Below are 14,280 nucleotides of genomic sequence, written 5' to 3'. Positions count from 1 at the left end.
CCTCCGAAGGCGCTCCGATGACGCACCGGCAGATCATGGAGGCGCTCTCCGGGCTGCTGCTCGGCATGTTCGCCGCCATCCTGTCCTCGACCATCGTCACCAACGCCCTGCCCGAGATCGTCTCCGACCTCGGCGGCGGCCAGAGCGCCTACACCTGGGTCGTCACCTCCTCACTGCTGGCGATGACCGCCTCCACTCCCCTGTGGGGCAAGCTCGCCGACCTGGTCAGCAAGAAGGCGCTGGTCCAGATAGCCCTGCTCGTCTATGTCGTCGGTTCGGTGGTGGCCGGTCTGGCGCAGAACCCGGCGATGCTGATCAGCGCGCGGGCCATCCAGGGCCTGGGCGCCGGTGGTCTGTCCGCCCTGGCGCAGATCATCATGGCTGCGATGATCTCCCCGCGTGAGCGCGGGCGTTACTCCGGCTACCTGGGCGCGACCTTCGCCGTGGCCACCGTCGGCGGCCCGCTGCTCGGCGGTGTCATCACCGACACCAGCTGGCTCGGCTGGCGCTGGTGCCTCTACGTCGGTGTGCCCTTCGCGGTGATCGCGCTGATCGTGCTCCAGAAGACGCTGCACCTGCCCGTCGTCAAGCGCAGGGTCAAGGTCGACTGGGCCGGTGCCTTCTTCATCACCGCGGCCGTCTGCCTGCTGCTGGTCTGGGTGACCTTCGCCGACGACAAGTACGACTGGCTGTCCTGGCAGACGGGCGTGATGGTCGGCGGCTCGATCGTGCTCGCGCTGGTCTTCCTCTTCGTGGAGACCAGGGCCGACGAGCCGATCATCCCGCTGCGCCTGTTCCGCAACCGCACCATCACGCTGGCCTCGCTCGCCTCCCTGTTCGTCGGTATCGCGATGTTCGCGGGCACCGTCTACTTCAGCCAGTACTTCCAGCTGGCCCGGGACAAGTCCCCGACCATGTCGGGCGTGATGACGATCCCGATGATCGGCGGCCTGTTCGTGTCGTCCACGGTCTCCGGTCAGGTCATCACCCGGACCGGCAGGTGGAAGGCCTGGCTGCTGGTGGGCGGCGCGCTGCTGACGGCGGGCCTGGGCCTGCTGGGCACCATGCGCTACGACACCCCGTACTGGCACATCGCGATCTTCATGGCGCTGATGGGCCTCGGCGTCGGCATGATGATGCAGAACCTGGTGCTGTGCACGCAGAACCAGGTGGCCCCGAGCGACCTGGGCGCCGCGTCCTCCGTGGTGACCTTCTTCCGGTCCCTCGGCGGTGCGGTGGGCGTCTCGGTGCTCGGCTCCGTGATGTCGACCCGGATCAGCCACTACGCGCAGGACACCATCGGGCAGCTCAGCCCGCAGGAGCGGGCCATGGCCGCCAAGACGTCCGGCGGCGGCTCCATCCCCGACATGGACCTGCTGCCCCCGGGCATCCGCGAGTGGCTGGAGAGCGCCTACGGGCACGGCATCGCCGACATCTTCCTGTACGTCGCTCCGGTCGCGCTGCTCGCCTTCCTGGTGACCCTGTTCATCAAGGAGGTCCCGCTGCGCACCTCCGGCGCCCTGGCGCAGGCCGCCGAGGCCACCTCCGAGTCGGCCCCGCCGACCGCCCCGGCCCCGGCCGAGGCCACCAGGGTCGCCGAGCCGGTGCCCGCCGCCTCTGCCACCTCGGCGACCGCCCCCCAGGGCACCACGCAGGGCGCCACGCAGCGGCTCGCCGCCGTCGCCACGGTGGCCGGCGAACAGCCCGCTCCGGGCGGCGCACCGGGCGGCGTGCCGGTCCGGGGCCAGGTCCGCGGCGACGGCAGCGCGCCCGTCCCGCAGGCCGCCGTCACCCTGATCTCGCTGGCGGGCCGGCAGCTGGGCCGGTCCGTGGCGCAGGCCGACGGCTCCTACGCGCTGGACGCGCCGGGCGCGGGGTCGTACGTCCTGATCGCCTCCGCCGACGGCTACCAGCCGCAGGCGTCCACCATCGTCGTGGGCGGCGAGCCGGTCGCCTACGACGTGCTGCTCAGCGGCACCAGCGGGCTGACCGGCCTGGTGCGGGCGGCCGGGAGCGGGCTGCCGGTGCAGGACGCCATGGTCGTCGTGACCGATGTGCGCGGCGATCTGCTGGCCACCGCCACCACCGGTGAGCAGGGCGAGTTCTCCCTCGCCGAACTGGTGCCGGGCACGGTGACCGTGGCGGTCAACGCCGCCGGGTTCCGGCCCCGCGCCCTGCCCGTCGAGGTGGGCGGCACCGGCGTCACCCGGGTCGAGGTCGACCTGGAGACGGGGGCCCGCGTCCAGGGCGTCGTCCGGGCGCCGCACGGCCCACTGGCCGACGCCCGCGTGACGCTGGTCGACGCGGCGGGCAACGTGGCCGGCACGGCGACGACCGGGTCGGACGGGGCGTACGCCTTCACCGACCTGGACGCCGGCGAGTACACCGTCATCGCGACCGGCTACCCGCCGGTGGCCACGGCCCTCACGGTCGCCGGCCAGGGCGCCGACGGCCACGACATCGAACTCGCCCACCCCGGCGAGTAGCGATACCCCGGCCCGTGGTGGCGGGCGTGCTCCGAGCGGAAGCGCGCCCGCCGCCGCGGGCCGGTTCACGACCGGCTTCTGATGCTTCCTCAGACTTTCTGAGCTTCTCCGGGAGAAAACGGGATGGGACTGACCGCGAGGATCCGTACCAGGGACGGATGGGCCGTGTCGCACGCGGTCGTCACGGTGACCGACATGACCGGCACGCAGGTGCTGCGCGCCGAGGCGGACGCCGAGGGGGCCGTACGGGACGCCACGCCGCTGTCGCCGGGGGCGTACACCGTGATCGTCACGGCGGTCGGTTACGCGCCCGCCGCGTCCAGCGCGATCGTCACCGCGAGCGGCCGGGCCGAGGTCGGCACGGTGACGCTGGCCCGGCAGGGCGGGACCGAGCTGCCGCCTCCCGGCCCGTGGACCATCGACCCGGCGCACTCCAGCGTGGCCGCGGTCGCCCAGCACCTGGGGATCTCCAGCGTGCACGGCCGGTTCACGGAGTTCGCCGGGACCGTCGAGATCGCCCCGGACGACGTCACCGGGTCCCGGGTGGAGGCGGTGATCAGGGCGGCCTCCGTCGACACCGGCAACGGCATGCGCGACGCCCACCTGCGTTCCGCGGACTTCCTGGACGTGGAGCGCTTCCCGGAGATCACCTACCGCTCCACCGGCGTGACCGGGGCCGGCGGCGACCGCTGGACCGTCCACGGCGAGCTGGGCCTGCACGGCGTGGTCCGCCCGGTCGACCTGGACCTGGCCTACCTCGGCACCGGCGCCGACCCGTGGGGCGGCACCCGGGCGGCGTTCCGGGCGACGACGGAGCTGCGCCGCGAGGACTTCGCCATGAACTACAACCAGGTCCTCCAGGCGGGCATCGCCGCCATCGGCACCACGCTCAGGGTCGAGCTGGACATCCAGGCGGTCCAGGGCGCGTCACTGCCGGCTGCGTGAGGCCCCGTCCGCGGTCCGGGCCACCAGGTCGCCGCACAGGTCCCGGAGCTTGACGTTGCGGTGCTGCGAGATGCGGCGCAGCCGTTCCAGGGCGACGCGGGCGTCGATCCGCTCGCGGGCCATGAGGATGCCGATCGCCTGGTCGATGACGCTGCGGGAGAGCAGTGCGGTGCGCACGTCGGCGGTGGAGGCGCCCTGCCGCTCGATGCGCAGCGCCTCGTTGACGGCGTGGGCGGCCCGCTCGGCGAAGTCCCGGGCCGTCTCCCGGCCGTGGCCCAGCGCGCCGGGTTCGAGTCCGTAGAGGTTGAGCGCGGCGCCCGCCTCACCCTCGACGCGCAGCGGCAGCGCCAGCACGCAGCGGACGCCGGTGGCCAGCGCGTACCGGGTGTACGCGGGCCAGCGGGTCTCCGAGGCCAGGTCGGGGGCGTACCGGGCGCTCTCCGTCTCGGCGGCGTCCACACAGGGGCCGGAGCCGTTCTCGTACTGGCGCAGATCCAGGCCCCGCGGCAGCCCGGTACTGCCGGCCAGCGTCAGCAGCCGGTCGCCGCGGCGTACCGTGACGCTGCACGCCGCGGCGCCGGGCACCTCCCTGACCGCGCGGTCGGTCAGATCGCGCAGCAGGGTGTCGAGCCCTTGGCTGCGGGCCATGGCCTGCTCGAGCGTGTCGGAGCTGTCGGGTCTCATGCCCGTACGGATATCCCGTCATCGCCCGTTGACGCCTCAGCCCCCGGGAGCGTTGTGCGCGTCGACGATGCGGCGGGCGAGGTCGCGCAGCTTCACGTTCTCCCGCTGCGAGGCCTTCACCAGACTGTCGAAGGCGCCGGCCGCGTCGACGCCCATGCGCTCCATGAGGATGCCGGTGGCCTGCCCGATCAGGTCCCGGGTGCGCATCGCCTCGGTGAGCTGCTCGCGCTCGGCCGCCGAGTCCAGGGCGATGCTGACGTGCGCGGTGAACAGCCGGCCGAGGCGGGTGACCTCGTCGTCGAAGGCCCGGGGCTTGCGGGAGTACGCCGTCAGCACGGTCAGCCGGCGCCGGTCGGCGCGCAGCCGCAGGGACAGCGCCGAACGCAGCCCGAGAGCGGCGAGGGCGTTGCCGCTGTCATCGGCCTCGCTGTCCTCTATCCGCACCACCGGCGTGGTCCGCAGGCGCTCCCAGAGCGGGTGCGGCTGCCGGGCACCGTGCCGGGCCTCGGCGGAGCGCACGACCTCGTCGGTCCAGGCCAGGATGCGGCGCTGGTCGCCGCGCTCGATCACCGAGACGCCGGCGTGCTCGGCGCCGGGCAGCAACCGCACGGCCAGCTCGGCGGCGGTGCGCATGGTGCCGTTCGGGGTGGAGCCTGCGTGCAGCTGCTGAGCCGCCTCGGTGAGAGCTTCGGCCAGCTCGAAACCCACCTGAAAATGCGGCAAATCAGTAAATTCGGACGCAGTCACCACGAACCTCTTCGGCATGCGCGGTCAAGCGGCCGCGCGTCGGAGAGCTCCGCAGCACATTCCCGACTGCGAGCACAGTACGGACAGCACTCTAGCTGCTTGATTGCGGTTCGGTGACGCCCGCCTGAAGGCCGACGGGCCGCCCGGGCGCCTTCCGTGCCGGGACCCGGCATGATGGAATGGGTCATGGGTCAGGAAGCGGCCTTGCCGGAATCCGGACGACCACATCTGCCAGGTGAGTGCCGTGACCTCCCGCCCGAATCCCTGCGAGCCGCTGACACCGCCCGGCTACGCTCTGCTCCCGCTGCCCGCGGAGATCGACTTCTGTAATGCCGCCGACCTGCTGCCGCGCGTGCTGGCCGTGGCCGATGCCCACGCCGACCGGCTGCGGGTCCTGGTCCTGGATCTGACCGGCACCGACTTCATGGACACCCAGGGCGCCCGCCTGGTCGGTGACGTGTGCGACCACCTGCGCGACCGGGCCCGGGTACGGGTGGTGGCGGCGCCGCAGGGCGTGCCGAGCCGCGTCCTGGAACTGACCGGACTGCGCCGCGACGTGCCGGTGTACGACAACCTGACGGAGGCGCTGGGGCCGGTCTGACGTCGGACAGCTCCTGGGCTTGCGGCCATGGCACCGAACATCGCGACCGACACCCGGTCTCCCGCGAGGAGTTGCTGGACTTCGTGCGCCCCCGGCACCGCGCGCTCCTGCTCACCCGGCGGGCCGACGGCGGCCCCCAGGGGTCGCCGCTGACCTGCGGTGTCGACGACTCCGGCCGCATCGTGGTCTCGACGACCCGGAGCGGGCCAAGACCCGCAACGCGCGGCGTGACCCCCGGGTCGGCCTGATCGTGCTCAGCGACGACTGGAACGGCCCGTGGGTCCAGGTCGACGGCACGGCGGAGGTCGTCGACGCGCCGGACTCCGTGGAGCCGCTCGTGGAGTACTACCGGAACATCGCCGGGGAGCACCCCGACCGGGACGAGTACCGGGCCGCCATGCTCAGGCAGGGCAAGTCGATCATCCGGGTCACGCCGGAGAGGTGGGGTCCGGTGGCGACGGGCGGCTTCCCGGCGCGGCTGGTGGCCGACTGACCTTCAGGCCCGCTCGACCATCGCCTCGATGCCCGCGACGAGCAGCTCCAGGGCGAAGTCGAAGTCCCGCTCCAGCATCTCCGACACGTTGTCCCCGCCCCGGGCCGCCATGATCCGCCGGGACTCCGCGAGGACCTCCGCGGCCTGCGGTGCCGGCGCCCGGGTCGCGTCGTGCATGGACCGCCGGAAGTACTCGTCCGCGCTCATCCCGGACTCGGCCACCCGGGCGAAGAAGTGCCCCTCGATCGTGCCGTAGCCGTAGACGAACTGGAAGACGGCCGCGATCGCGCTGGTCACCCGGTGCGCGGGCAGGCCCGACTTGCGCACGACGCGCTGGACGACCCGGGAGAACTCCAGGGAGTTGGGACCGATGTTGAGGAAGGTGCCGGCCAGCGGCGACAGCCAGGCGTGACGCACCAGCAGGGCGCGGTACTGCCGGGCCAGCGCCCCCAGCTGCTCGCGCCAGTCCTCGCCGGCCTCCGGGTCGGGCAGTTCCAGCTCGCCGAAGGCCCGGTCCAGGGCGAGTTCCAGGAGGTCGTCCTTGGTGTCGACGTACCAGTAGACGGACATGGCCGTGACGTTCAGCTCGGCGGCCAGCCGCCGCATGGAGAACTTGGCCAGCCCCTCCGCGTCCAGCAGGCGGACCGTCACGTCGGTGATGTGCCCCCGGTCCAGCCCCGACGGCTGCCCCCCGCCGCGCCCGCCGCGCCGCGGCCTGCCCTCCAGCCAGACACTGGTCCGCGGACCGCCCGACCCTGCCTTCACCATGCGTACCCACTCTCTCTTTCCCACGCCGGTCGGCCGGAGCGCCCGGGAAGGGCGCGGGGACCGCGCGATCGGCCACGCACACCCGCGGCCCCACTCCCGGAGTGCCACCCGGGCTGTCAGGCAACCACCTTCCCGGATTCCTCCCTCTCCGCCCGCCGCAGCAACGCCGCCGCGACCAGTCCGCCCGACAGCACGGCCAGCGCCCCCACCAACTGGCTGCTCTCCAGCCCGGAGGAGAACGCCTCCACGATCCGTTCCCGCTCCGCCGCGCCGTCCGCCGCGGACAGGGCCGCGGGCAGCGAACTCGCCGCCACCGGAACCAGCGCCGCGAACCGCGAGTTCAGCACCGCACCCAGCACCGCCACGCCCAGCCCGTTGCCGAACTCGGCCAGCGTGCCGTTGATCCCGGCACCGACCCCGGCCTTGGCCGGCGGGATGGCGCTCATGATCGCGTGCGCCATGGCGGGGTTGGCGACCGCGCACCCGGCACCGATCAGCAGCAGCCCCAGCAGCGTGCCGGCGTAGCCCTGGCCGGTCAGCGTGGCGATCGCGACCAGTCCCGCCGACATCAGCACCATGCCCAGCAGGACCGACACGGGCGTACCGAGCCTGGCCATCCACTTCGCCGACAGCCCGGAGAAGTTCAGGACGACGACGGTGAGCGCCAGCGGCGCGGTGCGCAGGCCCGCCTCCAGGGGGCCGTACCCGAGCACGAACTGCAGATGCTGGGTCAGCAGGAAGAGGGCGCCGCCCATGCCGAACGTGATCAGTACCGCACCGGCGACCGCGCCCGTGAACCGGCGGTTGCGGAAGAAGTGCAGGTCGAGCATCGGGTACGGGATGCGGCTCTCCCAGTACGCGAACAGCGCGAGGACGGCCACCGCGACCGCGGCCGTGGCCAGCACCCGGCCCGACGTCCAGCCGTGCTCGGGGCCCGAGATGATCGCGAAGACCAGGGAGGCCATGCCGATGGTGGAGAGCACGGCGCCGAGCAGGTCGGGACGGTCGCCCTGCGGGTTCTTCGACTCGGGGACCAGGGCGACGACCGCGAACAGGCCGAGGGCCGCGACCGGCAGGTTGATGAGGAAGATCGCCCCCCACCAGAAGTGGTCGAGCATGAAGCCGCCGAGCAGCGGGCCACAGGCGAAGCCGAGCGCGTTGACCGCGCTCCAGATGCCGATCGCCTTCGGGTGCTCCTCGGGCGCGAAGATCTGCATCGCCACGGCCAGGGTGGTCGTCAGCAGCAGCGCACCGCCGACGCCCATCCCCGCCCGGGCGGCGATGAGCTGGCCGGTGGAGTCCGCGAATCCGGCCGTCAGCGAGCCGACGCCGAACAGCGCCAGACCCGTGATCAGCATCTTCTTGCGGCCGTAGCGGTCGGCGGCGCTGCCCGCGGTGAGCAGCAGGCCGGACTGCACCAGCGAGTACGCGTTGATCATCCACTGGATGTCGGAGGTGGACGCCCCCAGTTCGCCGGTGAGCGAGGGGATGGCCACGTTGAGGACGGTGTTGTCCAGCAGAACGGTCAGCTGGGCGAGGCAGATGACACCGAGGATCAGCCAGCGCTGCGGGTGCCCCTGCGGGGCCGCCTCGGGCCGGCCCGGGGCCTTCTCCTGGGAGGACGTCGACATGCCGTACACCGTATAGCGGTCGCTATACGGTGTACAGCGGCGTTTTCCCGTCAGGCCGGGCCGTGGGACCGGCCGGTCAGCTCCGGCTCGTCAGGTCGTAGAAGGTGGCCGAGCCGGCCGTGACCTTCTCGAAGGTGGCCTCGACCCAGGAGGTGATCTGCGCGGCGGTGCCGTCGCCACCGCCCATGCCACCGCCCGTGCCTCCGCCGGCGACGAAGTAGTGGATCTTTCCGTCCGCCACGTACGCCTGGAACTCGGCGAGCGTCGGCGACGGGTCGGTGCCGTTGAAGCCGCCGATCGCCATGACCGGTTCGCCGGTGGCGAGCTGGTGGCTCGCGGCGTTCTGGGCACCGACCGCCGCCGCGACCCAGGTGTACCGGCCGGCATCGGTCTCCAGCAGTTCCCGGGCCTCCGGGCCGACGTCGGCGCCGCCGAGCAGGCCGCCCATGCCGCCGGCACCGCCGCCTTCGCCGGTGCGGCCGGGCGGGGTGCCCTCGGTGCCCTGACCGGTGCGGCCGGGCGGGGTGCCCTGGGTGCCCTGACCGGTGCGGCCGGGCGGAGTGCCCTGGGAGCCCTGACCGGCCGCCTGGCCGCCCTGGCCGGCCGGTCCGCCGCGCATGCCCCCGCCCGGAAGGCCGCCCCCGCCGGGACCACCGCCGCCCGGCGCGCCCCCTTCGCCCGGCGCGCCCTGTCCGCCCGGTCCGCCACCGCCGCCCCGCGTGCTCGCTCCCGCCGGGCCCGCCGTGACGATGGATCCGCTGTGGCCCTCCCGGACCGTGCTGAGGGTGTACGCCGCCGGACCCGCCAGCGCCGCCGCCAGCCCGAGCCCGGCCACCGCGGCCCCGAACCGCCGACCCGGCCGACCCGGCCGACCCGGCCGCCCGGCGAAGACGAGCCCCAGCGCGGCCACCAGGCCGCCGACGAGGACCACCCACTTCAGCGGGGGCAGATAGCCGGGCGTGCGGCCGAGCAGCACGTACGCCCAGGCCGCGGTCGCCGCCGTGGCGACGGCGAGGGCGAGCGCGGCCCACGCCTCGCGGCGCCTGCGCCACAGGCCCGCCGCCCCCATGCCCACGACGGCCGCCAGGTACGGCGCGAGGGCGACCGTGTAGTACTGGTGGAAGATCCCCGCCATGTAGCTGAAGACCAGCGCGGTCGTCACCAGGGAGCCGCCCCAGACGAGGAAGGCGCCCCGGGCCGGATCGGTCCGCCCGGCCCCCCGGGTCAGCACCAGCCCGGCGACGAGCAGGATCAGGGCGGCGGGCAGCAGCCAGGAGATCTGGCCGCCGGTCTCCGCGTTGAACATCCGGTCCCAGCCGGTCTCCCCCCACTGCCCGCCGCCCTGCCCACCGGGGCCACCGCCGCCGACGCTGCCGGTCTCCTCGCCGTTCAGCCGCCCGAGGCCGTTGTAGCCGAAGGTCAGCTCCAGGAAGCTGTTGTTCTGCGAGCCGCCGATGTACGGACGCGAGGACGCCGGCCACAGCTCGACGACCGCCACCCACCAGCCGCCGGAGACGACGATCGCGACGGCCGCCAGCGCCAGCTGCGCCAGCCGCTTGCGCAGCCGCACCGGCGCGCGGACACCGTAGGCGAGGGCGAGGGCCGGCAGGACCAGAAAGGCCTGGAGGGTCTTGGTCAGGAACGCGAAGCCGATCGCGGCCCCGGCCCACATCAGCCACTTGGTCCGGCCGTCCTCCAGCGCCCGTACGACCAGGTGGCAGGCGACGGACAGCAGCAGCGCCAGCAGCGCGTCCGGGTTGTTGAACCGGAACATCAGCGCCGCGACGGGCGTGAGCGCCAGCACCGCCCCGGCGAGCAGCCCCGCCCCGGGGCCGGACCGGCGGCGCACGGTGGCGTACACGACGGCGACCGTGGCCACGCCCATCAGCACCTCGGGCACGAGGATCGCCCACGAGGACAGGCCGAAGACCTTCACCGACAGCGCCATCGGCCACAGCGCGGCCGGGGGTTTGTCGACGGTGATGGCGTTCGCGGCGTCCAGCGAGCCGAAGAAGAAGGCCTTCCAGGACTGGCTGCCGGCCTGGGCGGCCGCGGAGTAGAAGGAGTTGGCGTAACCGGAGGCGCTCAGGCCGTAGAGGTAGAGCAGGCCGGTGCCGAGGAGCAGGCCGATCATGGCCGGGCGGGCCCAGCGGGGGCCGGCGGGACCGTCGTCCGCGGGCGGGGCCGTCGGCGGCGCGGTACTCCCCACGCGGGACCGGTCGTCCTGAAGAGTCATCGTTCGTCCCTGGAATCGGTGGCGCCGGTGGGGAACACCCACGCCCGGAGCAGCAGGAAGCGCAGCACGGTGGCCGCGAGGTTGGCGGCGACCAGCACCGCCAGTTCGGTGGAGTGGGCGGGGTCGGCCGTCGCCGCGTCCAGGGCGGCGAGCGAGCCGCTGGTGAGCGCGAGCCCGATGCCGAACACGACCAGGCCCTGCGCCTGGTGCCGCACGGCGCCGCCGCGCCCGCGCACCCCGAAGGTCAGCCGCCGGTTGGCGGCGGTGTTGCCGACCGCGGACACCAGCAGCGCGAGCGCGTTGGCGGGCTGCGCTCCGGCGACGGCCCGGAAGCCGCTGTAGAGCAGCAGGTAGAAGAGGGTGGAGAGCACGCCGACGGCACAGAACCCGACGAGCTGCCGGGCCAGGCCACGCGGCACGCCGGCCAGCTCACGGTCGCGCGGGTCGTCGCCGAACGGCCGGGCCAGCCGGTCCAGCGGCAGCGAACCGGAGGCGAGCGCCTTGCCGACCCGCCACACCCCTTTGAGGTCGTCGGCCGCCGTCCGCACGAGGTGGACGGAGGAGTCGGGGTCGTCGACCCAGTCGACGGGCACCTCATGGATCCGCAGGCCCGCGCGCTCGGCCAGCACCAGCATCTCGGTGTCGAAGAACCAGCCGCTGTCCTCCACCAGCGGCAGCAGCACGCCGGCCACGTCACGGCGTACCGCCTTGAACCCGCACTGGGCGTCGGAGAAACGGGCCTGGAGCGAGCCGCGCAGGATGAGGTTGTAGGTGCGGGAGACGAACTCCCGCTTGGCGCCGCGCACCACGCGGGAGCTGCGGGCGAGCCGGGAGCCGATCGCGAGGTCGGAGTGGCCGGAGATCAGCGGGGCGACCAGCGGCAGCAGCGCGTTGAGGTCGGTGGACAGGTCGACGTCCATGTAGGCGAGGACCGGGGCGTCCGAGGCCGACCAGACGGTCCTCAGCGCCCGCCCCCGGCCCTTGAGCTCCAGCCGCACGCAGTGGACCTCGGCCAGTTCCGCGGCCAGCCGGGCGGCGACGAGCGGTGTGGTGTCGGTGGAGGCGTTGTCCGCGACCGTGATGCGGAAGGCGTAGGGGAACGTCCGCGTGAGGTGCTCGTGCAGCCGGCGCACGCACCGCCCGAGGTCCTTCTCCTCGTTGTGGACGGGGACCACGACGTCCAGGACGGGGGTGCCGGCTCCCGCGGCCGGGAGGTGCTCGCGCGCCGGCAGGGTGCCGGGAGAAGAGTCGGTTCGCATGCGACCGACTGTTCTCAACTCCCCTGTCGCACCGGTGTGGTGAGGCTGTGCGGTGCCTGTGAGCGGTCGGGCCGGGGCGGCGGCGCGGGCAGGCGCACGGTGAACACCGTCCGTCCGGGCACGCTGTCGACGGTGACGGCTCCGCCGTGCGCGCTCACCACGGCCTGCGCGATGGCGAGGCCGAGGCCGGTCGACCCGGTGGCGCGGGAGCGGCCGGAGTCGCCCCGCGCGAACCGTTCGAAGACGTGCGGGAGCAGCTCCGGCGGGACGCCCGGCCCGTCGTCCTCGACGTCCACGCACAGCCCGGCCGCGCCGCCGCGCCGCACCCGTGCGGTGACCGTGGTGCCGGGCGGGGTGTGGGTGCGGGCGTTGGCGAGCAGGTTGACCAGCACCTGCTGGAGCCGGGCCGGGTCGGCCGGCACCAGGGCCGGCCCGTCGGGCAGGTCGAGCCGCCAGATGTGTTCCGGCCCGGCCGCGCGGGCGTCGCCGACGGCGTCCACGACGAGCGGTACGAGATCGGTGGGCTCGAAGCGCAGCGGCCGCCCGGCGTCCAGCCGGGCGAGCAGCAGCAGGTCCTCCACGAGCAGGGTCATGCGCCGGGCCTCGGACTCGATCCGGCGCAGCGCGTGCCGGGTGTCGGACCCGGCCTGTTCCCCTCCTCTGCGGGTCAGCTCGGCGTACCCGCGGATGGAGGCGAGCGGTGTGCGCAGCTCGTGGCCGGCGTCCGCGACGAACTGCCGTACCCGCGTCTCGCTCCGCTGGCGCGCGTGCAGGGCGCCGTGCACGTGGTCCAGCATCCGGTTCAGCGCGGCACCGACCCGCCCGACCTCGGTGTGCGGATCGCACTCGGCCTCGGGGACGCGCTCGCTGAGGTTCACCTCGCCGGTGTGCAGGGGGAGTTCGGAGACCCGGGTGGCGGTGGCGGCCACTCTGCGCAGGGGGCGGGTGGCGATGCCGACGATGACGGTGCCGGCGAGGGAGGCGGCGACGAGGCCGGCGGCGGTGACGCACACCTCCACCAGGACGAGGGTGCTGAGGGTGGCGGCCACCGTCGTGGTGGGCAGGGCGACGTAGAAGGCGCCGTTGACGCCGGTCGCGTACGCGGCGCGGTACTCGCCCGCGCCCGGGACGCCGACGGTGTGCGCCGTGCCGTCCCGGGGGACGGAGGCGAGCGCCGCGAGCTGCTCGTCGTCGAGGCCGGCGGCCTCCGGCGGTGTCCCGGCGGCCTGGCTCTCCTGGCTGAGGACGCCCTCGGTGACCTCGCCGTCCTCGACGGTCGCTCCGATGGTGCCGATGCCCGGCGGGCCCATGGTGACGAAGTCCAGCGGGTCGTCCTGCCCGGCGCGGGGCCCGGGACCGGGCGGGTGCCGGTCGCCCGGGCCGCCCGTGGCCCGCATGGCCACCGCCCGTACCTGACCGTCCAGTTGCTCGTACAGGTGCGCGCGCAGCGCCAGCGTCGTCACGGTGCCGATCACCGCGCACACCACCGCGATCAGCGCCACGGACGCGACGACGAGCCGCGTCCGCAGGGTCCGGGGGGCCCGGGGGGCCCGGGGGGTTCGCGGGGTCCGGGGGGTCCGGGGGCGCGGCCGGCGCCGTCCGGTCACGAGGCGGCGGGCTTGATCAGGTAACCCGCGCCGCGCCGGGTGTGGATCATCGGCTCGCGCCCGGCATCGATCTTCCGCCGCAGGTAGGAGATGTACAGCTCGACGACGTTGGCCTGGCCGCCGAAGTCGTAGGACCAGACCCGGTCCAGGATCTGCGCCTTGCTGAGCACGCGGCGCGGGTTGCGCATGAGGAAGCGCAGCAGTTCGAACTCGGTGGCGGTGAGGTGGATGCTGTCGCCGCCCCGGGTGACCTCGTGGCTGTCCTCGTCGAGCGTGAGGTCGCCGACGACCAGCATCGACTCGGAGCGGCGGTCGGCGGCACCGGACCGGCGGATCAGGCCGCGCAGCCGGGCGACGACCTCCTCGAGGCTGAACGGCTTGGTGACGTAGTCGTCCCCGCCGGCCGTGAGCCCGGCGATCCGGTCCTCCACGGCGTCCTTGGCGGTCAGGAACAGCACGGGCACGTCGGGCAGCTCGCGGCGCAGCCGGCCGAGCACGCTCAGCCCGTCCATGTCGGGCAGCATCATGTCGAGCACGACGGCGTCGGGCCGGAACGCGCGCGCCGTCCGGACGGCTCCCTGCCCGTCCCCGGCACTGCGGATCTGCCAGCCTTCGTAGCGCAGGGCCATGGACAGCAGCTCGGTGATCGACTGCTCGTCGTCCACCACGAGCACCCGGACGGGGTTCCCGTCCGGCCTCAGCAGTTCGGTGCGCCCCTGGGGCGAGGTCGTGGTCATGCCGGCCACGATGGCGAGGCGCTCTGAGAGCACTCTTTCGTCAACCTGTGATTTCCCTGAGAAACGGGTTCGGCGCGGGGCTCGGC

The 14,280-nt window shown here is 73.7% G+C and carries 11 protein-coding genes and 1 pseudogene; 4 read left to right on the top strand and 8 right to left on the bottom strand.

The annotated features are described in order from the left end of the window. The first annotated feature begins 17 nt into the window (after nucleotides 1-17). Nucleotides 18-2,486, top strand: a complete 2,469-nt coding sequence (locus ACLGIH_RS17320; RefSeq protein WP_473246758.1) for an MFS transporter — start codon at nucleotides 18-20, stop codon at nucleotides 2,484-2,486. A 123-nt stretch (nucleotides 2,487-2,609) separates the two neighbouring features. Next, a complete protein-coding gene (locus tag ACLGIH_RS17315; protein ID WP_416526151.1) occupies nucleotides 2,610-3,431 on the top strand; it encodes a YceI family protein in 822 nt (273 codons plus the stop codon). On the opposite strand, the gene ACLGIH_RS17310 is transcribed toward ACLGIH_RS17315, so the two are convergent. Together ACLGIH_RS17310 and ACLGIH_RS17305 are read right to left on the bottom strand one after the other, a co-directional pair. Then, entirely contained in the window at nucleotides 3,414-4,115 is a 702-nt protein-coding gene (locus ACLGIH_RS17310) for a GAF and ANTAR domain-containing protein (RefSeq protein ID WP_416526150.1), read from the bottom strand. The genes ACLGIH_RS17315 and ACLGIH_RS17310 overlap by 18 nt on opposite strands. 36 nt (nucleotides 4,116-4,151) lie before the next feature. Continuing rightward, a complete protein-coding gene (locus ACLGIH_RS17305; RefSeq protein WP_416526149.1) occupies nucleotides 4,152-4,880 on the bottom strand; it encodes a GAF and ANTAR domain-containing protein in 729 nt (242 codons plus the stop codon). Between the two features lie 226 nt (nucleotides 4,881-5,106). Between ACLGIH_RS17305 and ACLGIH_RS17300 the strand changes: the two genes are divergently transcribed. Next, nucleotides 5,107-5,463, top strand: coding sequence for an STAS domain-containing protein (locus ACLGIH_RS17300; RefSeq protein WP_416526148.1), 357 nt, complete (start codon nucleotides 5,107-5,109; stop codon nucleotides 5,461-5,463). 27 nt (nucleotides 5,464-5,490) lie between these two features. Then, nucleotides 5,491-5,956 (top strand): annotated as a pseudogene (locus ACLGIH_RS17295) (PPOX class F420-dependent oxidoreductase). A gap of 3 nt (nucleotides 5,957-5,959) precedes the next feature. Here the strand turns inward: ACLGIH_RS17295 and ACLGIH_RS17290 are convergent. The 6 genes from ACLGIH_RS17290 to ACLGIH_RS17265 form a co-directional block, all read right to left on the bottom strand. Then, a complete protein-coding gene (locus tag ACLGIH_RS17290) occupies nucleotides 5,960-6,724 on the bottom strand; it encodes a TetR/AcrR family transcriptional regulator (RefSeq protein ID WP_416526147.1) in 765 nt (254 codons plus the stop codon). A 116-nt stretch (nucleotides 6,725-6,840) separates the two neighbouring features. Continuing rightward, on the bottom strand, nucleotides 6,841-8,355 hold the full coding sequence (locus ACLGIH_RS17285) for an MFS transporter (protein ID WP_416526146.1): 1,515 nt from the start codon (nucleotides 8,353-8,355) through the stop codon (nucleotides 6,841-6,843). A 76-nt stretch (nucleotides 8,356-8,431) separates the two neighbouring features. Beyond that, nucleotides 8,432-10,591 (bottom strand): glycosyltransferase family 39 protein, encoded by a 2,160-nt coding sequence (locus tag ACLGIH_RS17280; RefSeq protein WP_416526145.1) that lies wholly within the window; start codon nucleotides 10,589-10,591, stop codon nucleotides 8,432-8,434. Continuing rightward, nucleotides 10,588-11,850, bottom strand: a complete 1,263-nt coding sequence (locus ACLGIH_RS17275) for a bifunctional glycosyltransferase family 2/GtrA family protein (RefSeq protein ID WP_416526144.1) — start codon at nucleotides 11,848-11,850, stop codon at nucleotides 10,588-10,590. The genes ACLGIH_RS17280 and ACLGIH_RS17275 overlap by 4 nt, the downstream gene beginning before the upstream one ends. 14 nt (nucleotides 11,851-11,864) lie before the next feature. Continuing rightward, the gene (locus ACLGIH_RS17270; protein WP_416526143.1) at nucleotides 11,865-13,457 is read right to left on the bottom strand and encodes an ATP-binding protein; all 1,593 of its coding nucleotides are present in this window, start codon (nucleotides 13,455-13,457) and stop codon (nucleotides 11,865-11,867) included. Continuing rightward, nucleotides 13,454-14,194: a response regulator transcription factor gene (locus ACLGIH_RS17265; RefSeq protein ID WP_416526142.1), complete on the bottom strand. Its 741-nt coding sequence runs from the start codon at nucleotides 14,192-14,194 to the stop codon at nucleotides 13,454-13,456. The genes ACLGIH_RS17270 and ACLGIH_RS17265 overlap by 4 nt, the downstream gene beginning before the upstream one ends. Nucleotides 14,195-14,280 lie beyond the last annotated feature (86 nt).

The sequence above is a fragment of the Streptomyces hamibioticus genome (genome assembly GCF_047946815.1).
Lineage (GTDB): Bacteria > Actinomycetota > Actinomycetes > Streptomycetales > Streptomycetaceae > Streptomyces.
This window is presented reverse-complemented; position numbering and strand designations above follow the sequence as displayed.

Bases quoted from the DNA above. Each gene is read 5' to 3' on its own strand.
- ACLGIH_RS17320 (WP_473246758.1), top strand. From the start codon at position 18: ATGACGCACCGGCAGATCATGGAGGCGCTCTCCGGGCTGCTGCTCGGC.
- ACLGIH_RS17315 (WP_416526151.1), top strand. From the start codon at position 2,610: ATGGGACTGACCGCGAGGATCCGTACCAGGGACGGATGGGCCGTGTCG.
- ACLGIH_RS17310 (WP_416526150.1), bottom strand. From the start codon at position 4,115: ATGAGACCCGACAGCTCCGACACGCTCGAGCAGGCCATGGCCCGCAGC.
- ACLGIH_RS17305 (WP_416526149.1), bottom strand. From the start codon at position 4,880: ATGCCGAAGAGGTTCGTGGTGACTGCGTCCGAATTTACTGATTTGCCG.
- ACLGIH_RS17290 (WP_416526147.1), bottom strand. From the start codon at position 6,724: ATGGTGAAGGCAGGGTCGGGCGGTCCGCGGACCAGTGTCTGGCTGGAG.
- ACLGIH_RS17285 (WP_416526146.1), bottom strand. From the start codon at position 8,355: ATGTCGACGTCCTCCCAGGAGAAGGCCCCGGGCCGGCCCGAGGCGGCC.
- ACLGIH_RS17280 (WP_416526145.1), bottom strand. From the start codon at position 10,591: ATGACTCTTCAGGACGACCGGTCCCGCGTGGGGAGTACCGCGCCGCCG.
- ACLGIH_RS17275 (WP_416526144.1), bottom strand. From the start codon at position 11,850: ATGCGAACCGACTCTTCTCCCGGCACCCTGCCGGCGCGCGAGCACCTC.
- ACLGIH_RS17265 (WP_416526142.1), bottom strand. From the start codon at position 14,194: ATGACCACGACCTCGCCCCAGGGGCGCACCGAACTGCTGAGGCCGGAC.